The 22599-nt window shown below is 71.1% G+C and carries 18 protein-coding genes and 1 pseudogene; 15 read left to right on the top strand and 4 right to left on the bottom strand.

The genetic code is table 11. The features are described from left to right. The first annotated feature begins 44 nt into the window (after positions 1 to 44). Positions 45 to 3236: an efflux RND transporter permease subunit gene (locus J2S22_RS11210; protein ID WP_272777816.1), complete on the top strand. Its 3192-nt coding sequence runs from the start codon at positions 45 to 47 to the stop codon at positions 3234 to 3236. Between the two features lie 73 nt (positions 3237 to 3309). On the opposite strand, the gene J2S22_RS11205 is transcribed toward J2S22_RS11210, so the two are convergent. Then, positions 3310 to 3981, bottom strand: coding sequence for an SDR family oxidoreductase (locus tag J2S22_RS11205; protein ID WP_272777823.1), 672 nt, complete (start codon positions 3979 to 3981; stop codon positions 3310 to 3312). On the opposite strand from J2S22_RS11205, the pseudogene J2S22_RS11200 reads away from it, so the two are divergent. The 3 genes and pseudogenes from J2S22_RS11200 to J2S22_RS11190 form a co-directional block, all read left to right on the top strand. Beyond that, positions 3969 to 4229 (top strand): annotated as a pseudogene (locus J2S22_RS11200) (winged helix-turn-helix transcriptional regulator); the annotation flags it as partial. The gene J2S22_RS11205 and the pseudogene J2S22_RS11200 overlap by 13 nt on opposite strands. Positions 4230 to 4297: 68 nt before the next feature. Then, positions 4298 to 5266: a Bug family tripartite tricarboxylate transporter substrate binding protein gene (locus J2S22_RS11195; RefSeq protein ID WP_272777817.1), complete on the top strand. Its 969-nt coding sequence runs from the start codon at positions 4298 to 4300 to the stop codon at positions 5264 to 5266. A 250-nt stretch (positions 5267 to 5516) separates the two neighbouring features. Then, entirely contained in the window at positions 5517 to 6743 is a 1227-nt protein-coding gene (locus tag J2S22_RS11190; RefSeq protein WP_272777818.1) for a sensor domain-containing diguanylate cyclase, read from the top strand. A 33-nt stretch (positions 6744 to 6776) separates the two neighbouring features. Here the strand turns inward: J2S22_RS11190 and J2S22_RS11185 are convergent, their stop codons facing one another. Beyond that, the gene (locus tag J2S22_RS11185) at positions 6777 to 7778 is read right to left on the bottom strand and encodes a Bug family tripartite tricarboxylate transporter substrate binding protein (protein ID WP_272777819.1); all 1002 of its coding nucleotides are present in this window, start codon (positions 7776 to 7778) and stop codon (positions 6777 to 6779) included. A gap of 223 nt (positions 7779 to 8001) precedes the next feature. Then, positions 8002 to 8343: an iron-sulfur cluster insertion protein ErpA gene (gene erpA, locus J2S22_RS11180; protein WP_272777820.1), complete on the bottom strand. Its 342-nt coding sequence runs from the start codon at positions 8341 to 8343 to the stop codon at positions 8002 to 8004. Positions 8344 to 8435: 92 nt separating this feature from the next. On the opposite strand from erpA, the gene J2S22_RS11175 reads away from it, so the two are divergent. The 11 genes from J2S22_RS11175 to surE all read left to right on the top strand — a co-directional run bounded on the left by J2S22_RS11175 (position 8436) and on the right by surE (position 21603). Further along, a complete protein-coding gene (locus tag J2S22_RS11175) occupies positions 8436 to 9635 on the top strand; it encodes a deoxyguanosinetriphosphate triphosphohydrolase (RefSeq protein ID WP_272840410.1) in 1200 nt (399 codons plus the stop codon). 39 nt (positions 9636 to 9674) lie between these two features. Further along, entirely contained in the window at positions 9675 to 11480 is a 1806-nt protein-coding gene (argS, locus tag J2S22_RS11170; RefSeq protein WP_272780696.1) for an arginine--tRNA ligase, read from the top strand. Between the two features lie 176 nt (positions 11481 to 11656). After that, positions 11657 to 13423 carry an SPOR domain-containing protein gene (locus J2S22_RS11165; protein ID WP_272780697.1) on the top strand — a complete coding sequence of 589 codons (1767 nt, stop codon included), beginning with the start codon at positions 11657 to 11659 and terminating at the stop codon, positions 13421 to 13423. A gap of 253 nt (positions 13424 to 13676) precedes the next feature. Beyond that, positions 13677 to 14699 (top strand): beta-N-acetylhexosaminidase, encoded by a 1023-nt coding sequence (gene nagZ / locus J2S22_RS11160; protein ID WP_272780698.1) that lies wholly within the window; start codon positions 13677 to 13679, stop codon positions 14697 to 14699. Between the two features lie 10 nt (positions 14700 to 14709). Continuing rightward, the gene (locus J2S22_RS11155) at positions 14710 to 15762 is read left to right on the top strand and encodes a segregation and condensation protein A (protein ID WP_272780699.1); all 1053 of its coding nucleotides are present in this window, start codon (positions 14710 to 14712) and stop codon (positions 15760 to 15762) included. 67 nt (positions 15763 to 15829) lie between these two features. Then, positions 15830 to 16918, top strand: a complete 1089-nt coding sequence (gene scpB / locus J2S22_RS11150) for an SMC-Scp complex subunit ScpB (protein WP_370878201.1) — start codon at positions 15830 to 15832, stop codon at positions 16916 to 16918. A 362-nt stretch (positions 16919 to 17280) separates the two neighbouring features. Continuing rightward, positions 17281 to 17529 carry a twin-arginine translocase TatA/TatE family subunit gene (locus tag J2S22_RS11145; protein ID WP_272780700.1) on the top strand — a complete coding sequence of 83 codons (249 nt, stop codon included), beginning with the start codon at positions 17281 to 17283 and terminating at the stop codon, positions 17527 to 17529. Positions 17530 to 17713: 184 nt separating this feature from the next. Continuing rightward, a complete protein-coding gene (gene tatB, locus J2S22_RS11140; RefSeq protein ID WP_272780701.1) occupies positions 17714 to 18322 on the top strand; it encodes a Sec-independent protein translocase protein TatB in 609 nt (202 codons plus the stop codon). Then, a complete protein-coding gene (gene tatC / locus J2S22_RS11135; protein ID WP_272780702.1) occupies positions 18319 to 19140 on the top strand; it encodes a twin-arginine translocase subunit TatC in 822 nt (273 codons plus the stop codon). The genes tatB and tatC overlap by 4 nt, the downstream gene beginning before the upstream one ends. Positions 19141 to 19262: 122 nt before the next feature. Further along, positions 19263 to 20642, top strand: coding sequence for a serine--tRNA ligase (gene serS, locus J2S22_RS11130; RefSeq protein ID WP_272780703.1), 1380 nt, complete (start codon positions 19263 to 19265; stop codon positions 20640 to 20642). Between the two features lie 178 nt (positions 20643 to 20820). Then, the gene (gene surE, locus J2S22_RS11125; RefSeq protein WP_272780704.1) at positions 20821 to 21603 is read left to right on the top strand and encodes a 5'/3'-nucleotidase SurE; all 783 of its coding nucleotides are present in this window, start codon (positions 20821 to 20823) and stop codon (positions 21601 to 21603) included. 242 nt (positions 21604 to 21845) lie between these two features. Here surE and J2S22_RS11120 read toward each other — a convergent pair whose 3' ends face one another. Next, a complete protein-coding gene (locus J2S22_RS11120; RefSeq protein ID WP_272780705.1) occupies positions 21846 to 22232 on the bottom strand; it encodes a response regulator in 387 nt (128 codons plus the stop codon). Between the last annotated feature and the right edge of the window lie 367 nt (positions 22233 to 22599).

Genomic DNA, 22599 nt, shown 5'->3' with positions numbered 1-22599 from the left:
CGCGCCCGCGCCGCCGACCGGCGGCCCGCCAGGAGACGGACGCCGTGAGCATCTCGGAAACCTGCATCCGCCGTCCGGTGCTGACGACGCTGATCACCGCGTCGATGATCGTGTTCGGCATCTTCGCCTACCGGCTGCTCGCCGTCGCGGCGCTCCCGACCGTCGACTATCCGACCATCTCGATCACCGCGACGCTGCCGGGCGCCAGCCCCGAGACGATGGCGGCCTCGGTCGCCTCGCCGATCGAGCGCCAGCTTTCGACCATCTCGGGCATCTCGTCGATGACCTCGATGTCGTCGCTCGGGACCACGCAGATCACCATCCAGTTCGACCTCGGCCGCGACATCGACGGGGCGGCGCTCGACGTGCAGACGGCGCTCTCTGTGGCGCAGCGGCGGCTGCCGGTCGAGATGACGACCCCGCCGAGCTTCCGCAAGGTCAATCCCGGCGACTTCCCGATCCTCTACATCAGCCTCGTCTCGCCGACCCTGCCACTCTCCACCATCAACGACTACGGCGAGATCACGCTCGCCCAGCAGATCTCCCAGATTCCCGGCGTCGCCCAGGTGCTGGTCTACGGTGCCCAGCGTTTCGCCGTGCGGGTGCAGGTCGATCCGGTCGCCGCGGCGGCCCGCAACATCTCGCTCGAAGACATCCGCAACGTCGTCTCGAAGACCAACTCGAACACCCCGGTCGGCACCATCTCGGGCACCGAGCAGAACATCACGCTGACCGCCACGGCCGCGATGACCCGGGCGGCCGAGTACCGCAAGGTGGTGGTGGCGTTCCGCAACGGCACGCCGGTCAAGCTCGCGGACGTGGCGCGGGTCGTCGACTCGGTCGAGAACGACCGCATCGCCAGCTACTTCAACAACGAGCGGGCGATCGTGCTGGCGATCCAGCGGCAGCCCGCCGCCAACACGGTCGCCGTGGTCGACGCGGTGCGCGAGCGGCTGCCGGGCTACCGGGCCCAGATCCCGGCGGCGATCCGGATGGAGGTCCTGAACGACCGCTCGGTGTCGATCCGCGAGGCCGTCTACGACGTGCAGGAGACGCTGGCCATCGCCATCGGCCTGGTCGTCCTGGTGATCTTCCTGTTCCTGCGCACCCTGCCGGCGACCCTCATCCCGGCGCTGGCCGTGCCGATCTCGCTGATCGGCACCTTCGCGGTGATGTACGCGCTCGGCTTCTCGATCAACAACATGACCATGCTGGCCCTGACCCTGTCGGTCGGCTTCGTGGTCGACGACGCGATCGTCATGCTCGAGAACATCGTGCGCCACATCGAGGGCGGCATGCGGCCGTTCGAGGCGGCCCTCAAGGGCGCCCGCGAGATCGGCTTCACCATCGTGTCGATCACGTTCTCGCTGATCGCCGTGTTCATCCCGGTGCTCCTGATGGGCGGCTTGGTCGGCCGCGTCTTCCGCGAGTTCGCCGTGACGATCGCGGTGGCGATCCTGATCTCGGGCTTCGTCTCGCTCACCCTGACGCCGATGCTGTGCGCCCGCGTGCTGCGCGGTCATCACGGGAACGAGAAGCAGAACCCGGTGCTGCGCCTGTTCGAGCGCGGCTTCGCCGGCATGCTGCGCGGCTACGAGGTGACACTCGATCTCGTCCTGCGCAACAAGCCGGTGGTGCTCGTCGCGACGCTCGCCACCATGATCGGCACCGTCTGGCTCTACATCGTCATCCCCAAGGGCTTCTTCCCGATCGAGGACACCGGCTTCATCTCGGCGACCGTCGAGGGCCCGGCCGACATCTCGTTCAAGGCGATGTCGGAGCGCCAGCGCGCCATCGCCGAGATCGTCCGCAGCGATCCGGCCGTCGCCTACGTCAACTCGACGGTCGGCGTCGGCGGGCCGAACCCGACGCCGAACTACGGCCGCATGTTCATCGCCCTCAAGCCCAAGAAGGAGCGCGGCGAGAACGCCACCGCGGTGATCCAGCGGCTGCGCCGCGAGACCGGCAAGGTCGTCGGCATGGCGACCTATTTCCAGAACGTCCAGAACATCAACATCACGGGCCGCATCTCCAAGAGCGAGTTCCAGTACACGCTGCAGTCGAGCGACACCGAGGCGCTGTACCGCGCCGCGCCGGAGCTGCGAGAGAAGATCGCCACGCTGCCCGGGCTGCGCGACGTCACCACCGATCTCTACATCTCCAACCCGCAGATGACCGTCGAGATCGACCGCGAGCGCGCCGCCTTCTACGGCATCTCGGTCGAGCAGGTGCGCCAGGAGCTGTTCAACGCCTTCGGCACCCGCCAGGTCGCCACCATCTACACGCCGTCGAACGACTACCAGGTGATCCTGGAGAGCCTGCCCGAGTTCCAGGCCGATCCGTCCGGGCTCGAGCGCATCTTCCTGAAGACCAACACCACGGGCGCGGCCGGCAGCACGATCACGCCGGGCGGCGGCGTCACCGGCAACACGGCGGCGAACGGCCCGTCGATCCCGCTCTCCGCCGTCACCCGCATCGTGCGGACGGTCGGGCCCCTGCAGGTCAACCACCAGGGCCAGCAGCCGGCCGTGACCATCTCGTTCAACCTGGCGCCCGGCTTCTCGCTCGGTCAGGCGGTCGACGCCATCCGCGAGATCGAGCGCGAGTCGAACCTGCCGGCTTCGATCGCCACCGGCTTCCAGGGCTCCGCCCAGGTGTTCCAGGATTCGCTGCGCGGGCAGGGCGTGCTGGTGCTGGCCGCGATCTTCGCCGCCTACGTGGTGCTCGGGATTCTCTACGAGAGCTTCATCCACCCGGTGACCATCATCTCGGGCCTGCCGTCGGCCGGCGTCGGCGCGCTCCTGATCCTGATGGCCTTCGACATGGAGCTGTCGGTGATCGCCATGATCGGCATCGTGATGCTGGTCGGCATCGTCAAGAAGAACGCCATCATGATGATCGACTTCGCGATCGAGCGCCGGCGGGTCGGGCTCGGCGCCGAGGCGGCGATGCGCGAAGCCTGCCTCCTGCGCTTCCGCCCGATCATGATGACCACCTTCGCGGCGATCTTCGGAGCGCTGCCGATCGCGCTCGGCACCGGCGCGGGGGCCGAGTTGCGCCAGCCGCTCGGCATCGCCGTGGTCGGCGGCCTCGCCTTCTCGCAGCTTCTCACCCTCTACATCACGCCGGTGATCTACATCTATCTCGACCGCGTCGACCGCCGCCTGAAGAAGCGCCTGGAGCCGCAGCTCCAGACCGTGGGCGAGGGCGAGCGGGCGCCGGTGGCGGCGGAGTAGCGGGGCGGAGCAGCGGGGAGGGAGCCGCGCGACCGCGCCGCGCGGTGGCGACGGCTGCGGCCGACGGGCCGTCTCAGCGTGCCGGCTCGGGCACCCGCGGCGCGTTCCGCGTCCTGAAGAGCGTGTCGTAGTCGCCGCGCGCCTCGGCGAAGCGCAGCGGCTTCACCCGCTCGACCAGCACCTCGGTCTCCCCCGCCTCGATGAGCGCCATCGTCTCGGCGATGTAGTCGGCGAGCGGCATGGCGGCCGGATCGGTGGCCTGCTGCGCCCCCATCAGCTCGGTCTGCACATAGGGCGGCACGATCTCGATCACCTCGACCGCCGTGGCCCGCAGCTGGAAGCGCAGCGACTGCGTGTAGGAATGGATCGCCGCCTTGGTGGCGCAGTAGGTCGGCGCCATCGCCCGCGGCACGAAGGCGAGACCGGACGACACCGTCATCACGGTGGCGCGCGGCTTCTTCAGGAGAAACGGCAGCAGCGCCGCGGTGAGGCGGATCTGGCCGAGCAGGTTGGTGACGACCGTCGCTTCCGCCGTGCCGACGTCCTCGGGCGCCGCCAGGATGTCCTCGATCTTCATCATGCCGGCATTGTTGATCACCACGTCGAGGTCGGGATGGCGCGCCGTGACCTCGGCCGCGAAGGCCCTGATCGCGGCCGGGTCGTCGATGTCCAGGGGGATCGAGGCCATGCCCGGATTGGCGGCCGTCGTGGCGTCGAGCGGCTCCTGCCGGCGGACCGGTGCGATTCACCCGGCTCGGCGAGCTGATCGGCGGGATCAGCCAGAAGATGCTGACCAACACGCTGCGCCGCATGGAGGCTGACGGGCTGGTGCGGCGCACGGTGTTTCCCGTGATCCCGCCGCGGGTCGAGTACGAGCTCACCGATCTCGGCCGCAGCCTCGGCGCCGCATTTTGCGGCGTCTGGACATGGGCCGAGCAGCACCGCGACGCCGTCATGGCGGCCCGCGCGGCGTTCGCCGCGCGCACCGGCTGAGGCGCGGCCCGGCCGGCCCTGGCATGCATATTGCTCCGTGCCTCGTCCTGGAATCGGGAGACAACAGGATGAGACTGCACGCGATCGTCGTCGCCGCATGGGCCGGCCTGCTGGCCGCGACCGTGGCGGCCGGAGCCGAGGAGTGGCCGGCCAAGCCGGTTCGGGTGGTCATCCCGTTCGGGGCGGGAAGCGCCACCGACGTCGTGCCGCGGGTCGTGCTGGATCAGTTCACCGCCCAGACGGGGCAGCCCTTCGTGGTCGAGAACCGCGGCGGCGCCGGCGGCACCATCGGCACCTCCGCGGTCGCCAAGGCCGAGGCCGACGGCTACACGCTGCTCGCCACCTCCTCGGCCTACACGATCACGCCGGCCCTCTATTCGAAGCTGAGCTACGACGTGCTGACCGACTTCGTGCCGCTCGGCGTCATCGGCAGCGTGCCGAACGTGCTGATCGTCGCGCCGTCGGCCGGCCTGAACACGGTGCAGGACTTCGTCGCCGCCGCCAAGGCGAAGCCGGGCGAGTTCACCTTCGCCTCGGTCGGCATCGGCTCGGCCGTCCACCTCTCGGCAGAGCGCTTCCGCGCCAGCGCCGGCTACGAGGCCGTGCACATCCCGTTCAAGGGCGGCGCCGAGGCGCTGACCGAGGTGATCGCCGGCCGCGTCACCTATTACTTCTGCCCGATCTCGACGGCGCTGCCGCACATCAAGGCGGGCCGCCTGAAGGCGCTGGCCGTGTCGAGCCCGACCCGCGCCGCCGCGCTGCCCGACGTGCCGACCACGCTCGAAGCCGGCTACCCGAACTCCGACTACACGGTATGGATCGGCTTCTTCGCCCCGGCCAAGACCGATCCGGCGATCGTCGCGGCCTTCGACCGCGAGCTCGGCAAGGCGCTGGCGAGCCCGGTCCTCAAGGAGAAGCTGACCCAGATCGGCGTCGAGCCGATGGCGGTGACGCCGGCCCAGTTCGCCGTGCAGGTGCAGAAGGAGGTCGGCACCTACGCCGCCTTCGCCAAGGCGATCGGCATGAAGGTCAACTGACACGCGCCTAGGTCTGCCGCGACACCCGGTCGGCGCCCGCCCGGCGGCGGCGCCGCGCTGCCGCCGTCGCCGCCGCGTCGGCTGTGGCCGGCGTTGACGGCGACCGCCCGGTTGCGCACACTCTGGACGTTTAGCCTTCGAGGAGTAGTTCTTCCTTAAATCTCGTCCCCGATCCTGGGATGTGACGCGGATCTCCTCGCGTCGCCCCGGCTCATACCGAGCAGTCGGGCCGAACAGTCGGAGGGACCCGATGCCCGCCGAGACGACCGCCGCTGCGGTCGAAACCCGCGTCGCGCAGTGCACCGACTGGGTGCGTCGGCTGCGTCGCGGCTGCGCGGTGCCGCGGCTCGCGCAGGAGGCCGGCGATCCGCTCGCGGCGCTGGCCCGCGAGCTCGACCTGCTGGCCGCGCAGATCAGCCGCCGCGAGAAGGAGTTCGAGCGGCTGTTCGACGTCGTCCACATGGTCGACCAGGGGGTCGGTCTCGACGACGTGCTCAACCGCATCTTCGACTGGTTCGTCGACATCATCCCGTACGACCGGATCGGCTGCGCCTTCCTCACCGCCGACGGCACCCACCTGACCGCCCACTGGGCGCGCTCGGTGCTCGGCCCGGTGCAGATTTCGTCCGGCTACTCGCAGCCGATCGGCGGCAGCAGCCTCGGCGCCGTTCTGCTCCGCGGCGAGCCGCGCATCCTCAACGATCTCGAGCAGTACCTGGCCGACCACCCGGACTCCGACTCGACCCGGCGGATCGTGCGCGAGGGTGGCCGCTCCAGCTTCACCTGCCCGCTGATCGTCGGCGAGCGCCCGATCGGCGTCCTGTTCTTCACCAGCCGCGAGACGAACACCTATCGCGAGGTCCACCAGGCGATCTTCCGCCAGATCGCCGCGCAGGTCTCGATCGTCATCGAGAAGAGCCGCCTCTATCAGGACATCGTCGACCACAACCGGCGCCTGCAGGAGGAGCGGGGGCGGCTCGCCGAGCAGGCGATCCGGGATCCGCTCACCGGCGCGCTGAACCGCGGCGCCATCATGCACGGGCTCGAGGAGGCGCTGTGCGCCGCCGGCTGCTGCGGCGACACGGTCGGCATCGTCATGGCCGACATCGACCACTTCAAGGCGATCAACGACGAATGCGGCCATGCGGCTGGCGACGCCGCCCTCGAGGAGTTCACCCGGCGGATCGGCTCGGCGCTGCGCGAGCACGACCTGATCGGCCGCTACGGCGGCGAGGAGTTCCTGCTGGTGCTGCCGGGGACCGGCGGCGAGGCGGTCCGCGCCGTCGCCGAGCGGCTGCGGCGCGCCGTCGCGAGCACGCCGTTCGATCTCGGCGGTCCGATCCGCACCGTCACGGCGAGCTTCGGGGTGGTGGCGGCGCAGCCGTGCGACGGGTCGGCCGCCACGCTGGTCGCCGCCGCGGACCGGGCCCTCTACGTCGCCAAGAACGGCGGACGCGACAAGGTGGTGGTCGGCTGAGCCTCGCCAGCTACGGCCGGCCCGCCGCCGGTGTCAGCGCGGCAGCGAGTCGATCCGCAGCGCGCCGGTCGCCGCGAGCAGGCGGCTCCATTTGGCGAGATCGGCATCGATGAAGGCCGCGAAGGCGGCCGGCGTGGACGGCTGCGCCGTGGCGCCGAGGCTCGCCAGGCGGCCGCGGATCTCCGGACGGCCGAGCAGGGCCGCGACGTCGGCGGCGATGCCCGCGACGGTCCGGGCGGGCGTGCCGCGTGGCGCCAGGAGGCCGAACCAGCCGACCGAGGCGAAGCCCGGCAGCCCGGACTCGGCGACGGTCGGCACGTCCGGAAACGACGGCGAGCGCTCCGGTCCGGTGGTCGCGACGGCGACCAGCCGGCCGGCCGCGATCGAGTCGCGCACCGTCTGGGGCGGGCCGAACAGCAGGTCGATGCGGCCGGCGAGCAGCTCCTCGATCGCCGCGCCGGTGCCGAGCAGCGGCACGTGCTGGAGCTCGACCTCCGCCTCCTTCTCGAACAGCACGGCGGTGAGATGCGAGGCGGCGCCGGATCCGGAGGAGCCGTAGCGCAGCGGTCGCCCCTCGGCCTGGCGGGCGCGGGCGAGGCCGATCAGCTCGGCGATCGTGCGGGCCGGCACGGCCGGATGCAGCGTCACCACATAGGGCGGGGCGGCGACCAGCACGACGGGGACGAACTGGTCGGTCACCCGGTAGCTGGCCGGCAGCCGTCCGTCGGCGCCGCTCGCCGCCGCCATCAGGGTGCCGGTCGAGCCCATCAGCAGGGTGCCGCCGTCCGGGGCGGCCCGCATCACGGCCCGCGCCGCGATCCCGCCGGCCGCCCCCGGCATGTTCTCGACCGTGACGGGCCGGCGCCACTGGCGCTCCAGCTCGCCGGCGATCAGCCGGGCCAGGATGTCGGTGCCGCCGCTGCCGACCGCCGGAATGACGATGCGGACCGGCGCGTCGCTGGTGCCCGCGGTCCGGCCGAGCGCGACCAGGGTCGCGCCCGCGAGGGCAGAGCAGGCGAGCCGCCGGGTGATCATGCACGGAACGGGGGTTGGGCATCGTGGGGCACGATGCCATGGTTGCGATCCTGTGAACCCGGATCTAGGGAAAGATCCGCCAAAATCGGGTAAAACTGGCCGAAAACGTCCCTGCGAATTCGCGACATCAGCGCTGCGTCGGATGCAGCACGGCCGCACGCACGCCTCCACGGGCACGCGCGGCGGTTCGCATGCGTGGACGGGACGCGCCTGCCGGGCGCCGTCAGATCGAGAAGCTGGTGCCGCAGCCGCAGGAGGCGGTGGCCACCGGGTTGCGGATCTTGAAGGCGGCGCCGATCAGGTCGTCGACGAAGTCGATCTGGGCGCCGGCCATGTACTGCTGCGACACCGGGTCGATCAGCACGGTGGCGCCGTCGCGCGCGAGCACGAGATCGTCCGCCGCCTTCTGCCGGTCGAGGTCGAACTTGTACTGGAAGCCCGAGCAGCCGCCGCCTTCGACGCTGACGCGCAGCATTGCGCCGGCCGGCTCGGCGGCGAGGATCTCGCCGATGCGCCGCACCGCGCTGTCCGTGAGGGTGATGTCCGTGAGGCTGACGTCGGTCATCGCGAGGCCCTTCGAATTGCGTGCTCCGGCCCAAAACAGGTAAGTGCTGCCCGGACGCCGGTCAATGCGGCGGGCGACGGGGCGAGGCCTTCATGGCGGTTCAGGAAGCATGCGGGCTCATGCCCTATGCGGCCGATGCGGCGGCGAGCCGGGGGCGGCTCCATCCGGAGCCGCCGAGCCCGGGCCGCAGCGCCTTCCGGCGCGACTGCGACCGGGTGATCCATTCGACCGCGTTCCGCCGGCTCGCCCACAAGACCCAGGTGTTCGTCTATCACGAGGGCGATCACTTCCGCACCCGGCTGACCCACACGCTCGAGGTCACCCAGGTGGCGCGCTCGATCGCCCGCCAACTCGGCCTCGACGAGGATCTGGCCGAGGCCTGCGCGCTCGCCCACGATCTCGGCCATCCGCCGTTCGGCCACGCCGGCGAGCGGGCGCTCGACCGCTGCCTCGCCGGCCATGGCGGCTTCGACCACAACGCCCAGACGCTCGCCGTGGTGACCCGCCTGGAGCGCCGCTATCCCGGCTTCGACGGACTCAACCTGACGTGGGAGACGCTGGAAGGGCTGGTGAAGCACAACGGCCCGCTCACCCGACGATCGGCGGATTTGTGCAGTGCAGAACAGAATCTGGCGCACACCATCCGGGACTATATTGCACTGCACAATCTGGATCTCTGGAGCTTTCCGAGCCTGGAGGCCCAGGTCGGCGCCATCGCGGACGACATCGCCTACGATGCCCACGACATGGACGACGGGCTCCGGGCCGGCCTGTTCGGCCTCGACGAGCTGTCGCAGGTCGAAATTGTTGCGCACATCGTGGGGGATGTTTGTGCAGAGCACAAAAATCTCGATCCGGCCCGGCTCGTCCACGAGCTGATTCGCCGCCTGATCACCCAGATGATCGTCGACGTGGTGGCCGAGACCCGCCGCCGCGTCGCCGCGCAGAGCCCCCGGTCGGTGGCGGACGTCCGGGCCGCCGAATCACCGCTGGTTGCATTCTCGGCCGGCATGGCGGCCGCCGACAAGGCCATCAAGGGGTTCCTGTGGACCCACATGTACCGGCATCCGCGGGTCATGCAGGTGATGACCGCGGCCGAGGGCGTGCTGGTCGACCTGTTCGGCCGCTATGCCGAGGCCCCGGACAGCCTGCCGGCCGAGTGGCGGCACGACCTGCCGGACGACGCGGGCGCCCGGGCTCGCCGCATCGCCGACTTCATCGCCGGCATGACCGATCGCTATGCCCTGATCGAGCATCGCCACCTCTTTGACTCGACGCCGCAATTGCGTTAGTGGCGCGGCCGGCGCCGGCGCCCCGGGACACGAACCAAAATGCTTGAAAAGACGAAAGAAACCAGCCACGTCTTCGCGGCCGTCCTGGCCCGGGTGCAGGCCGCGCTCGATGGTCTCGTCCGCGACGGGGCGCTGCCGGCCGGGCTCGACCGCGGCCGCGTGCTGGTGGAGCCGCCGCGCGACCCGAGCCACGGCGACCTCGCCACCAACGCCGCCATGGTGCTGGCGAAGGACGCCGGGACGAAGCCGCGCGACCTCGCCGAGGCGATCGCCGAGAGGCTCCGCGCCGACGACTGGATCGCCACCGTCGCCATCGCCGGGCCCGGCTTCATCAACCTGACCCTGAAGCCGGACGTCTGGCGCGGCGCGCTCGCCGCCGTCCTCGCCGCCGGCACGAACTATGCTCGCGGCGTGCCGGGCGGGGCGCCCGTCAATGTCGAGTACGTCTCGGCCAACCCGACCGGGCCCATGCATGTCGGCCACTGCCGTGGCGCCGTGTTCGGCGACGCGCTCGCCAACCTGCTCGCCTTCGCGGGCCGGCCGGTGACGCGCGAGTACTACATCAACGATGCCGGCGCCCAGGTCGACGTGCTCGGCCGCTCGGCCTTTCTGCGCTACCGCGAGGCGCTGGGCGAGGACATCGGCGCCATCCCGGACGGTCTCTATCCGGGCGACTATCTGGTGCCGGTCGGCAAGGCGCTCGCCCGGCGCTACGGCCCGGACCTGAAGGACAAGCCGGAGTCCGAGTGGCTGCCGATCGCCCGCCGCACCGCCATCGACATGATGATGGCGATGATCCGCGATGATCTCGCCGCCCTCAATGTCCGCCACGACGTGTTCTTCTCGGAGCGCTCGCTGATCGAGGGCGAGACCGACCGGGTCGGCGCCACCATCGCGGCGCTGCGGGCCGAGGGGAAGGTCTACGAGGGCCGGCTGCCGCCGCCCAAGGGGGCGCCGCCGGAGGACTGGGAGGACCGCGAGCAGACCCTGTTCCGCGCCACCGAGTTCGGCGACGACATCGACCGGCCGCTGAAGAAGTCGGACGGCTCCTACACGTATTTCGCCTCCGACATCGCCTACCACAAGAGCAAGGTCGAGCGCGGCTTCGACGACCTGATCGACGTGTGGGGCGCCGACCACGGCGGCTACGTCAAGCGCATGCAGGCGGCCGTCAAGGCGGTGAGCGACGGCCGCGCCGCGCTCGACGTCAAGATCGTCCAGCTCGTGAAGCTGCTGCGGGCCGGGCAGCCGGTGAAGATGTCCAAGCGGGCCGGGGACTTCGTGACACTTCGTGAAGTGGTGGACGAGGTCGGCCGCGACGCCGTGCGGTTCATGATGCTGTACCGCAAGAACGACGCCGTGCTCGACTTCGACCTCGCCAAGGTGATCGAGCAGTCGCGCGACAACCCGGTGTTCTACGTCCAGTACGGCCACGCCCGCGGCAAGTCGATCTTCCGCAACGCCCGCGAGGTCGTGCCGGAGATGCCGGAGGACTGGAAAGGGCCCGCCGTGCTCGCGCTGTGGCTCGCCTCGGCGCCGCTGGAGCGCCTGGTCGATCCGGGCGAGATCGGCCTGATGCGCACCATCGCCCAGTTCCCGCGCCTGATCGAGGCGGCGGCGGCGGCGCACGAGCCGCACCGCATTGCCTTCTACCTCTACGACCTGGCCAGCGACTTCCATGCCCAATACACGCGCGGGGGCAAGGACTCGCCACATTTACGTTTCATTATCCAGGATGATCCACAACTGACGTTGGCCCGTCTCGCGCTGGTTCAAGGTGTGATCACGGTGCTCTCCGTGGGGCTTGGTCTGCTCGGGGTCGAAGCGCCTGACGAGATGCGGTGACCCTCGCCGGCGCGGTACCGGACCAGCGGTGATAAGGCCGCGTCCGACTGTACAAGAGTGGCGCCGCGACCGGTGGGCTGGCTGGCATGGCGGATGACCGTAATCGTCGAACCGACGGGGCTGGCGCGGCAGCGGCACGGGGCACGCCTCGCACCGATCCCGCGACCGATCCGTTGGTGGAGCTCGCGCGCCTGATCGGCCAGAACGATCCGGTCGCCTACGAGCCGACGAGCCGCGTCGCGCGGATGCGCGACGGCGTCGCACGCGACGGCGCGCCCCGCGACGGGGTGGAGAGCCGCATCGAGCGCGGCCCGGCGCCGCCGCTCCGGCGCGAGCCCGCGCCCCGCCTGCCCGAAGCGCGCGCCAGCGATCTGCGCACCACCGAGTCCCGCGCCGCCGACCGCTACGGCGAGCCCGATCTTGGCCAAGCGCCGTCCGGCTACTCCGAGCCGCGCTTCGGCCGCGGTGCGGCGGACGAGAGCTCCGGCGCCCGCGGCTGGGCGCCGCGCTACGCCGGCCAGTCGCCGGACTCCGACGACCGCTATCCCGACCAGCGCTACGACGGCTACACCGAGCCGCCGGCGCCGCGCGGGGCGGCCGCCGATCCGCGCCGCATCGACCCGCCCGCCTGGCTGACCGCCCGCGCGCCCGACGTGCCGCCGGAGCCGCGCCCCGCCGACACCGGCTGGCGTGCCGCGCGCAGCCGCGATCCGGTGCCGCCGCCCGCACCGGAGACGGCCTGGGAGCCGGACCAGGGCTCCGCCCAGCCGGGCGCCGGCCGTTCGACCTACGGTGATCCGGCCTATCACGAGCAGGGCCACGACGCGCAGGGCTACGACCCGCAGAGCTATCGCGACCAGGGCTACGTCGATCCCCACGGTGCGCCGCTCGATTCGCGCTACGCCGCGGCGGAGCCGATGTTCCCGTCGCACGCCGAGCCGCTGGCGATGCGCCGCGAGGACGCGCTGGAATACGATCCGCGCTACGCGCCGGCCGCCGACGGGGCGTTCGAGACCGGCGAGTACTACGATCCCGAGCGCGCCCGCGACCCCTACGGCACCGCCGCCGAGGACCGCTACGCCGCCGGCGGCTACGCCCCGGCCGCGCCGCCGAAGTCGCGCGGGCGCGGCTTCACGATCGCCGCCGCCATCATGGCGCTCGCCGTCGTCGGCACCGCCGGCGCCTATGGCTGGCGCAGCCTCAAGGGCGGCAACGTCCGCGAGTCGGGCCCGCCCGTGATCCGGGCCGACACCGCGCCCAAGAAGATCGCCTCGGCGACCCAGGGCGGCGACAAGCAGATCTACGAGCGCGTCGGCGGCCAGAACGAGCGGCTGGTGCCGCGCGAGGAGCAGCCGGTGGCGATCCGCGACGCCGCGGCCGACGCCACCGCCAATCTCCCGTCCGCCAATCTCCCGTCCGCCAATCTGCCGCCCGCCGTGGCGGCGCCCGCCACCGTGCCGTCGGCCCAGCCCGGCGAGCCGAAGAAGATCCGCACCGTGACGATCCGGCCGGAGAACGAGTCCGGCAGCCGTCCGCCGGCGGCGACGCCGGTGGCACCGGCGGCCGCCGCTGCCCGTCCGGCCGCCCCGTCCGGCAACGCGCCGATGTCGATCACGCCCCAGGCCGCTCCGGCGGCGCCCCGTCCGGCGCCGCAGACTGCCATGCTGGCGCCGCAGCCGAGCCCGGCCGCCGCCGGCAACTACGTGGTCCAGCTCTCCGCCCAGAAGACCCCCGAGGAGGCCCGCGCCTCGTTCCGGGTCATGCAGGCGAAGTATCCGTCGGTGCTGTCCGACCGCCAGGTCCTGGTCAAGAGGAAGGATCTCGGCGCCAAGGGCATCTATTACGGCAGCCAGGTCGGCCCGTTCGCCAGCCGCGAGGAGGCGATCCGCCTGTGCGAGAGCCTGAAGGCGGCCGGCGGCAACTGCCTGGTCCAGAAGAACTGAGCCGGGCCCGGCAACGCCGCCGCGTCATGCCCGGCCGCGTGCCGGTCCCTCCCGCCGCCAAGGCCGGTCCGCCGGCAACGAGGGCCATGGCCGCACGAGCCCGGCGTGGGGCAGGGGGATCCGCGGCCGGCGGCCCGATCCTGCGAGCCGTGCTTTCGCCGCATGCGGCAGGGAGAACGCCCGACGGGGGATAACTGTCCCCGGGCGGCGCGCGTGCTTTGACCTCGGCGCCCGGGACCGGGATAACGGCGCCATGACGGCTCGTGCGTTCATCACCGGGGTGGCCGGACCGCGCCTGACCGACGCCGAGCGGCAGTTCGTCCGCGCGGCTCGGCCGTGGGGGCTCATCCTGTTCAAGCGGAACATCGACAACCCTGCGCAGGTCTCTGCGCTGGTTGACGACTTTCGCGATGCAGCCGGCGCCGAAGCGGCCGTGCTGGTGGACCAGGAGGGCGGCCGGGTGCAGCGCCTCGGGCCGCCGCACTGGCCGGCCTATCCGGCCGGCGCCGTCTACGGCGCGCTCCATGCCCGCGATCCCGCGGCCGGGCTCGCCGCCGCCCGGCTGGGTGGCCGCCTGATCGCCGCCGACCTCGCCGCGCTCGGCATCACGGTCGACTGCCTGCCGCTCGCCGACGTGCCGGCCCCCGAGGGCGACCCCGTCATCGGCGACCGCGCCTACGGGGTGACGGCCGCGGCCGTCGCGGCGGTCGCCGCGGCGATCGCCGACGGCCTGATGGCGGGCGGCGTCCTGCCGGTGGTCAAGCATCTGCCCGGCCACGGCCGCGCCGCCTGCGACAGCCACAAGGCCCTGCCGGTGGTGCGGGCCGACCGGGCGGCCCTGGAGGCGACCGACTTCGCCGCGTTCCGGCCGCTCGCCCGCCTGCCGCTCGGCATGACGGCGCATGTCGTCTACACGGCGATCGATCCGGAGCGCCCGGCGACCCTGTCGCCGGCCGTCGTCGCCGAGGTGATTCGCGGCGCGATCGGCTTCTCGGGCGCCCTGATGACCGACGACCTGTCGATGGGGGCGCTGTCCGGCAGCATCGCGGAGCGCACCCGCGCGGCGCTCGCCGCCGGCTGCGATCTGGCCTTGCATTGCAACGGCAATCTCGCGGAGATGGAAGAGGTTGCCGCCGAAAGTCCGGTGCTCGCGGGGGCCGCGGCGGCCCGCTGCGCGGCGGCCCTGGCGGCCCGCCCGGCACCCGACGCGGCCGACCTCGCCGAGGCGCGGGCTGCGTTTTCCCGTATGATCGCCGCATCTTCAGCCGCTGGGTGACGCGAGCCCCATGACCGACGACTCCGGCATCGACCCGACCGGCGCCCCGCCGCCCGGCCCGGACCCCGCCACCGACGGCGCGGCCGATCCCGCCGTGCCGGCGGTTCCGGACGTTCCGGCGGAAGCCGCGGCCGGGCAGGACACGGCAGCGGACGCTGCGGCCGGGCAGGGCCCGGCGGCGGAGACCGCCGCCGGCGAGGGCGCCGCGGCCCAGCCCGCGGCGGAGACGCCGGCGCAGTATCCGCAGGAGGTGGTCGAGGTCGACCGGGCCGCCGACGAGCCGGCCCTGATCGTCGACGTCGAGGGCTTCGAGGGTCCGCTCGACCTCCTGCTCGCGCTCGCCCGCCAGCAGAAGGTCGACCTCCACAAGATCTCGATCCTGGCGCTCGCCGAGCAGTATCTCGCCTTCGTCGAGGAGGCGCGGCGGCTGCGGCTCGAGCTCGCCGCCGACTATCTGGTGATGGCGGCGTGGCTCGCCTACCTGAAATCGCGCCTGCTGCTGCCGGCCGGCAGCGAGCCGGAAGGGGTGAGCGCCACCGACATGGCCGCCGCCCTGGCACTGCGCCTGAAGCGGCTGGAGGCGATCCGCGACGCCGCCGCCAAGCTGATGAGCCGGCCGCAGCTCGGCCGCGAGGTGTTCGGCCGCGGCGATCCCGAGCCGATCGAGGAGATCAAGCGGCCGGAATGGTCGGCGACCCTCTACGACCTCCTGTCCGCCTACGCTTCGCAGCGGCAGCGCCAGGCGCTCGCCCATGTGCGGATGAAGAAGCGCAACGTCTGGTCGCTGGCCGAGGCGCGCTCGATCCTGCAGCGCCTGCTCGGCACCGTCGCGTCCGAGGAGTGGAGCGTTCTCGACGGGTTCCTGGTCTCCTACGCGGTCGAGCCGTCGATGCGGCCGACCGTCTACGCCTCCAGCCTCGCCGCCCTGCTGGAGCTGGTGCGCGAAGGCGTGATGGATGTCCATCAGCCCACCGCATTCGCGCCCATCTATGTGCGCAAGCACACGACCGTGCCCGACGACTCGCCGCTGCCGCCGTCCGCGGCGAGCGAGCCGGTCCAATGACGACGAGGGGATGCCCGACATGAGCCGCGACGGATGGCGGATAGCGAAATTGGCCGAAGAGGCGACCATGGTCCCCGAGAACGAAGCCGCCCACGGGGAGGCTCGCGAGCCGGTCGCACCGGACACCGCGCACGCGCGCGACGAGGCCGCCGCCCCCGGGGTCGGCGAGTCCGATGCTGCCGAATTTGATGCCGCGGAGTCCGAAGCCGCGGAGTCCGCGCCCGTCGAGGCCGACGTCACCGCGCCGGAGATGCCGGAGGCCGACGGCGCCGCGCTCGTCGCCGACGCGACGATCGAGGCGGAGCCCGAGATGGCCGTCGAGGCCGTGACGGAGGCCGCGGACGAGGCGGATGCCGCCGGCGACCAGGCGGAGGCGGACGAGGCCGATCAGCCGGTCGAGGCGCTGGCCGCCGCGGAGGCGAATCCGGCCGCCGACGACGCGGCGGGGCCGGAGGCCCGGCCCGACGAGCTGCGCCTGCTGGAGGCGCTGCTGTTCGCCGCGTCCGAGCCGGTCGAGGAGAAGGCGCTGGCCAAGCGGATGCCGTCCGGCGCCGACATCCATTCCGGCCTCAAGCGGCTGCAGCTCGAATACGCGCCGCGCGGCGTCAACCTGGTGCGCCTCGGCACCAAGTGGGCGTTCCGCACGGCGAACGACCTCGCCTGGCTGCTCACCCACGAGGCCTCCGAGCCGAAGAAGCTGTCGCGCGCCGCGGTCGAGACCCTCGCCATCATCGCCTATCACCAGCCGGTGACGCGGGCCGAGATCGAGGAGATCCGCGGCGTCGCGGTCGCCAAGGGCACCATCGACGTGCTCCTGGAGACCGGCTGGATCCGGCCGCGCGGCCGCCGCAAGGCGCCGGGCCGGCCCGTCACCTACGGCACCACCGACCAGTTCCTCTCGCATTTCGGCCTGGAGCAGCTCAACGACCTGCCGGGGCTCGACGAGCTGAAGGGCGCCGGCCTGTTCGACGGCCAGCTGCCGTCCGGCTTCGGCGTGCCGAATCCCTCCGACGACCCGGCGCTGCGCGAGGACGAGGATCCGCTCGACGCGGTCGAGCTCGATCTCGGCCTCGCCCCGCGGGTCGAGGAGCCGCCCGCCGGCGAGGCCGCCCCCGATGCGCCGCCCGAGACGCCGGTGCGCGAGGAGGGGGACTGAGTTGCCGTGGGCGACTGCGCGGCCTGAGGGTTGAAGCGGCTTCCGCGTGTCTCGGCCGCTTGTCCCGGACGAGGCGCATCGGGTCGGAGACCTGATGCGCCGCAGGGCCCGGGGCCCGGGGGCGGCACGGCAGGGCGCCTCGGACCGCCTCGTTCGACCGCCCTGGGGCCCGGGTCACGGCCTGAAGCGCCGCGCCCGGGACACGAGGCCATCCGGGTGCGCGGCAGCGGCATCAACTCTCTTCAACGGCGTGCGCAATCGACGCGCGGGCGGTTCTTGTTTTTGACCGACCGTCCGCCTAGGTTCACGACAAAACCGAAGGCGAGCCCGAAAACGCGGCCCGTCGGTTGGAGGGTATTCCGATGGGTTCCATGAGCATCTGGCACTGGATCATCGTTCTCGGCGTGGTCCTGCTGCTGTTCGGCCGCGGCAAGATCTCCGAGATGATGGGCGACGTCGCCCAGGGCATCAAGGCGTTCAAGAAGGGCATGGCGGAGGACGACACCGCCAAGGCCGAGCCCGTGAAGCCGGCCGAGCCGGTGAAGACCATCGACCACCAGTCGGCCCAGTCCGTCCAGCAGCCCCAGACCGAGACCCACAAGGCCGGCTGATCCTCGCCCCCCGCGCCGGCCGGCGGCCCGGGCCAGCGGTCCCGGCGCGCGCGGGCGGCCGTATCGGTGCCCGACCCTTGAACCCGCGGTCGTTCTGCGGCAAACCGCTGGACGTCGCGCCGGCGCATGGCCGGCCATTGCGGGGCCCGCGCCTCTCGGGGACGGCGGCACCGTCGGAGCCAAGATGTTCGATATCGGGTGGAGCGAGCTCCTGCTCATCGGTGTGGTCGCGCTGATCGCGATCGGGCCGAAGGAGCTGCCGGGCGTGCTGCGCGCCGTCGGGCAATGGACCGGGAAGATGCGCCGCATGGCGGCCGAGTTCCAGGGCCAGTTCCAGGAGGCGCTGCGCGAGGCCGAGATGGCCGACCTGAAGAAGCAGGTCGACGAGCTCAACGACGCGGCCCGCAGCCTCACGACCTACGATCCGCTCGCCGACACGCCGAAGCCCGCGGCCGCGACGCCGGCGATCGACACGACCTCCGAGACCCCCGCGGCCCTGCCGGCCCCCGAGGGCGTGGCGCCCGCGCCCGAGCCCACCATCCACGCGCCCGAGACCGCGACGCCCGAGACCGCATCGCCCGAGAGCGTGACGCCCGCGTCCGGGCCGCCGCCCGCCGCGGCGCCCAGCACCGAGCCGGTCGCCGGCGCCGCCGCCGCGCCGGCCGAGCTGCCGTCCGCGCCGCCGGCCCGGCCTGTGGCGCCCGAGCCCGTCGCGGCCGCGCCCGAGCCGGTCGGCGCGCCGCCGGCGACGCCCGCGGACGAGGGCGCACCGACAGGGAACCGCCCGGCATGACCCACGAGGACATCGAGGCGACCAAGGCGCCGCTGATGGACCACCTGATCGAGCTGCGGTCGCGGCTCATCAAGTCGCTCATCGCCTTCGCGGTCATGTTCATCCTCTGCTTCGCCTTCGCCAAGCAGATCTACAACGTGCTGGTGTGGCCCTTCGTGTGGGTCGCCGGCCCCGAGAACTCGAAATTCATCTATACGGCGCTGCTGGAGTACTTCGTCACCCAGCTCAAGCTCGCGATGTTCGGCGCGGTGTTCCTCGCCTTCCCGGTGATCGCGACGCAGATCTACATGTTCGTCGCGCCCGGCCTCTACCGCCACGAGCGCAACGCGTTCCTGCCCTATCTTGTGGCAACGCCGATCTTCTTCCTGCTCGGCGCCATGGTCGTCTACTTCCTGGTGATGCCGATGCTGGTGCGCTTCTCGCTCGGCATGCAGCAGCTCGGCGGCGGCCAGACCGCGGACATCGCGCTGCTGCCGAAGGTCGGCGAGTATCTCGGCCTGATGATGAGCCTGGTGCTCGCCTTCGGGGTGGCGTTCCAGCTCCCCGTGATCCTCACGCTGCTCGGGCGCATCGGTATCGTCGATTCCGCGATGCTCAAGGCCAAGCGCCGTTACTTCATCGTCGGTGCCTTCGTCATCGCCGCCGTGCTCACCCCGCCCGACGTGATCTCCCAGCTCTCGCTCGCCGTCCCGCTGATGATCCTCTACGAGGCCGCGATCCATTCGGTCCGCTTCGTCGAGAAGAAGGCGCAGGACGAGGCCGCGAAGGCCGCGGCCGACGCGGCCCCACCGCCGGCCGCCTCGACCCCGACGGGCTGATCTTTCGGGGCCGCCGGTCCCGTCCCGCCCAAGGCCGCACCGTCGCCGCGCGTTCGTGACGATGGTGCTATAAAGGCCCATCGATTCCGCCACGTCCGCGACACGCCGCTAGAGCTCAAGTCATGCATGACATCAAATGGATCCGCGAAAATCCATCGGCCTTCGACGAAGCGCTCAAGCGCCGTGGTCTCTCCGGTCAGGCACAGAACCTAATTTCTATCGATGAGCACCGGCGGGCCATTATCCGAGTGAAAGAGGGGTGCCTTTCTCGGCGAAAGGAGGCGTCCGCGAAGATCGCAGATGCAATGAAACGAAAAGATCAGGCACTCGCTGAATCCTTGATGGCGGAGGTGGCGGACCTAAAAGCTTCGATCTCTCGGCTCGAAGCGGAAGAGGCCGAGGCTGAAGGTCGACTCAATCGGCTCTTGCTTGAGATACCGAATCTGCCGCTGAAAGAAGTGCCCAACGGCGCCGACGAGCACGGCAATGTCGAGCATCACAAGTTCGGCGCCCCGCCGGTGCTGACCTTCACGCCGCGCCAGCACTTCGAGCTTGGCGAAGGCCTCAAGCAGATGGACTTCGAGGCGGCGTCTCGAATGTCGGGCGCGCGCTTCGTGGTGCTGAAGAGCAAGCTCGCCCGGCTGGAGCGCGCGCTCGCCCAGTTCATGCTCGATCTCCACACGACCGAGCACGGCTACACCGAGGTCTCACCGCCGCTGCTGGTGCGTGACGACGCCATGTTCGGCACGGCGCAGCTGCCGAAGTTTTTCGACGATCAGTTCGCGGCCCTCTCGGGTGAGGGGCTCAAATCCGTGGCGCGAGGGGCAGAGCCTGTTTCGCTTGATCCCAATGAAGAAAAACCGTTGGAGTATTTGGGCCTTGCCGCCAACCGTCGCTGGCTCATTCCGACGGCCGAGGTGCCGCTGACCAATCTGGTGCGTGAGCAGATTTTGAATGAGACCGAGCTGCCGCTGCGGCTGACCGCCGGCACCTACTGCTTCCGCGCGGAAGCGGGCGCGGCCGGGCGGGACACCCGCGGTATGATCCGCCAGCACCAGTTCTACAAGGTCGAGCTGGTATCCATTACGACTCCCGAAGAAAGCAAAAACGAGCACGAGCGTATGCTGTCCTGCGCTGAGGAGGTGCTGCGTCGGCTCGGCCTGCACTACCGTGTCATCACCCTGTGCACCGGCGACATGGGCTTCGCGTCGCAGAAGACCTACGACATCGAGGTGTGGCTCCCGGGGCAGGGGATGTTCCGCGAGATCTCGTCCTGCTCAGTATGCGGCGACTTCCAGGCGCGCCGCATGAGCGCGCGCTATCGCACCGCCGAGGGCCGCGCCGTGCGGCCGGTCCACACCCTCAACGGCTCGGGCGTCGCCGTCGGCCGCGCCATGATCGCCGTGATGGAGAACTACCAGCAGGCCGACGGCGCGATCGCCGTCCCCGACGTGCTGCAGCCCTACATGGGCGGGCTGAAGGTCATCGAGGCGACGGCGTGACGACAGCCGTTCCGCCCTCGCCATTTGCCGCGGTCATTCCGGGGCGCGGGCCGAAGGCTCGCGAACCCGGACTCCAGCGGCAGGCTCCTGCTTCGTGGCTGGATTCCGGGTTCGCGCTTTCAGCGCGCCCCGGAATGACGGCTGGCGGACAGGAGCCGTACCGGAGCAGACGATACTGATGCGCATCCTGGTCACCAACGACGACGGCATCCACGCGCCGGGGCTCGACGTCTGCGTCGAGATCGCCCGCGCCCTCTCCGACGACGTCTGGATCGTCGCCCCCGAGTTCGACCAGTCGGGCGTCTCGCACTCGCTGTCGCTCAACGATCCGTTGCGGCTGCGCGCCATCGGGGACCGGCGCTTCGCCGTGAAGGGCACGCCGACCGACTGCGTGATCATGGGGGTGCGCCACGTCGTCGAGGGCAAGCGGCCGGACCTCGTGCTGTCGGGCGTCAACCGCGGCTCCAACGTCGCCGAGGACGTCACCTATTCCGGCACGATCGCGGGCGCCATCGAGGGCACCATCCTCGGCATCCCGTCGATCGCGCTGTCGCAGTCCTACGGGGCGGAGAGCCGCCAGCTCCCGCACTGGGACACCGGGCTGAAGCACGCGCCCGCGCTGATCCGCAGGGTGATCGACACCGGCATCCCGCGCGACGTGCTGATCAACATCAACTTCCCGGACTGCCGGCCGGACGACGTGAAGGGCATCGCGGTGTCGAGCCAGGGCAAGCGCGACATCGACTGGCTGCGCATCGATCCGCGCTACGACGGCCGCGGCAACCCGTATTTCTGGATCGCCTTCGACCGGGTGAAGCGCAAGGAGCCGTCGCGCGGCACCGACCTCGCCGGCCTCGCCGAGAAGCGCATCACCGTCACGCCGCTCCGCCTCGACATGACCGACGAGCCGTTCATGACGACGCTGGCCCAGGTGTTTTCGCGGGACGCGGGCGGCGAATAGCGAGTGGCGAATAGCGGGTGGCGACCAGCGCCAAGGCGCCCGCGAGGATGGTCATTCCGGGGCGGCGCGCAGCGCCGAACCCGGAATCCAGCCGTGAAGTCGGAGTCTGCCGCTGGATTCCGGGTTCGCGGCTTCGCCGCGCCCCGGAATGACTGCCCGCGTGGCTCACGCCGAATAAAAACGGGGCGCCGAAGCGCCCCGTGATGTCCATTCGCTATTCGCTATTCGCTGCTCGCCCGCCCTCACGCCACCGCGGCGCGGTCGAAGGCCTGCGAGAGGATGCGGCTGAGGTTTTCCTGCTGGAAGGGCTTCTGCAGGGTGGGGCGGTTCATGAACTTCTCGGGGAGGCCGCGCTCGCCGTAGCCGGTGGCGAACACGAAGGGCACGCCGCGCTCCTCCAGGATCTCGGCCACCGGGCTGACGGTCTGGCCGTTGAGGTTGACGTCGAGGATCGCCAGGTCGAACGCGCCGGCCTTGGCGAGCTTGACCGCGTCGTCGATCCGGCCCACCGCTCCGGCGATGGTGTATCCGAGGTCCCCGAGCATGTCCTCGAGCAGCATCCGGATCATGATCTCGTCCTCGACGACGAGGATGTTCTTCGAATCGGCGGCTCCGTCGGCCTTGTCCATCTGTGCTCCGTCCCTGTCCTGCCCGTCCGCGGCATGCGCGAAACATGTCGACGGAATGCCCGGTCCGGCCTGCGCCGGACTCGTCCCGCCGGCTGCCGGCGCGGCAGCACCGCCAGCGCGCGGAAGCGTACCGAACGGCGACCCGGACGAGCAAACCCCACGAACAATCCGCACGCGTCGATTTGGTTCCGGATGGCCGTCGAAATTCGTAACCTGCACGGGCTAGCGCCGAGCCTATGGTTGCTACGGCCCGAATGGGGCAAATTGGCGATGAGGCAGGGCAAGAACTCGACTTCATGCCGCGAGGCGGATTTGCGCGCGGGTGACGGCGGAATTTCGGGCGAATCCGATCCCGGAGCGAGTCAGG

Source organism: Rhodoplanes tepidamans, assembly GCF_030813915.1.
In the GTDB taxonomy this organism is placed as follows: domain Bacteria; phylum Pseudomonadota; class Alphaproteobacteria; order Rhizobiales; family Xanthobacteraceae; genus Rhodoplanes; species Rhodoplanes tepidamans.
Note: the sequence above shows the minus strand (reverse complement) of the source record. Positions and strands in the feature narration are given on the sequence as shown.

Excerpts from the sequence above, each read along its gene's own strand:
- tatB (WP_272780701.1), top strand. The coding sequence starts at position 17,714 with ATGTTCGATATCGGGTGGAGCGAGCTCCTGCTCATCGGTGTGGTCGCG.
- serS (WP_272780703.1), top strand. The coding sequence starts at position 19,263 with ATGCATGACATCAAATGGATCCGCGAAAATCCATCGGCCTTCGACGAA.
- J2S22_RS11190 (WP_272777818.1), top strand. The coding sequence starts at position 5,517 with ATGCCCGCCGAGACGACCGCCGCTGCGGTCGAAACCCGCGTCGCGCAG.
- J2S22_RS11155 (WP_272780699.1), top strand. The coding sequence starts at position 14,710 with ATGACCGACGACTCCGGCATCGACCCGACCGGCGCCCCGCCGCCCGGC.
- J2S22_RS11175 (WP_272840410.1), top strand. The coding sequence starts at position 8,436 with ATGGCGGTTCAGGAAGCATGCGGGCTCATGCCCTATGCGGCCGATGCG.
- scpB (WP_370878201.1), top strand. The coding sequence starts at position 15,830 with ATGGTCCCCGAGAACGAAGCCGCCCACGGGGAGGCTCGCGAGCCGGTC.
- J2S22_RS11195 (WP_272777817.1), top strand. The coding sequence starts at position 4,298 with ATGAGACTGCACGCGATCGTCGTCGCCGCATGGGCCGGCCTGCTGGCC.
- nagZ (WP_272780698.1), top strand. The coding sequence starts at position 13,677 with ATGACGGCTCGTGCGTTCATCACCGGGGTGGCCGGACCGCGCCTGACC.
- tatC (WP_272780702.1), top strand. The coding sequence starts at position 18,319 with ATGACCCACGAGGACATCGAGGCGACCAAGGCGCCGCTGATGGACCAC.
- erpA (WP_272777820.1), bottom strand. The coding sequence starts at position 8,343 with ATGACCGACGTCAGCCTCACGGACATCACCCTCACGGACAGCGCGGTG.
- J2S22_RS11120 (WP_272780705.1), bottom strand. The coding sequence starts at position 22,232 with ATGGACAAGGCCGACGGAGCCGCCGATTCGAAGAACATCCTCGTCGTC.
- J2S22_RS11145 (WP_272780700.1), top strand. The coding sequence starts at position 17,281 with ATGGGTTCCATGAGCATCTGGCACTGGATCATCGTTCTCGGCGTGGTC.
- J2S22_RS11185 (WP_272777819.1), bottom strand. The coding sequence starts at position 7,778 with ATGATCACCCGGCGGCTCGCCTGCTCTGCCCTCGCGGGCGCGACCCTG.
- argS (WP_272780696.1), top strand. The coding sequence starts at position 9,675 with ATGCTTGAAAAGACGAAAGAAACCAGCCACGTCTTCGCGGCCGTCCTG.
- surE (WP_272780704.1), top strand. The coding sequence starts at position 20,821 with ATGCGCATCCTGGTCACCAACGACGACGGCATCCACGCGCCGGGGCTC.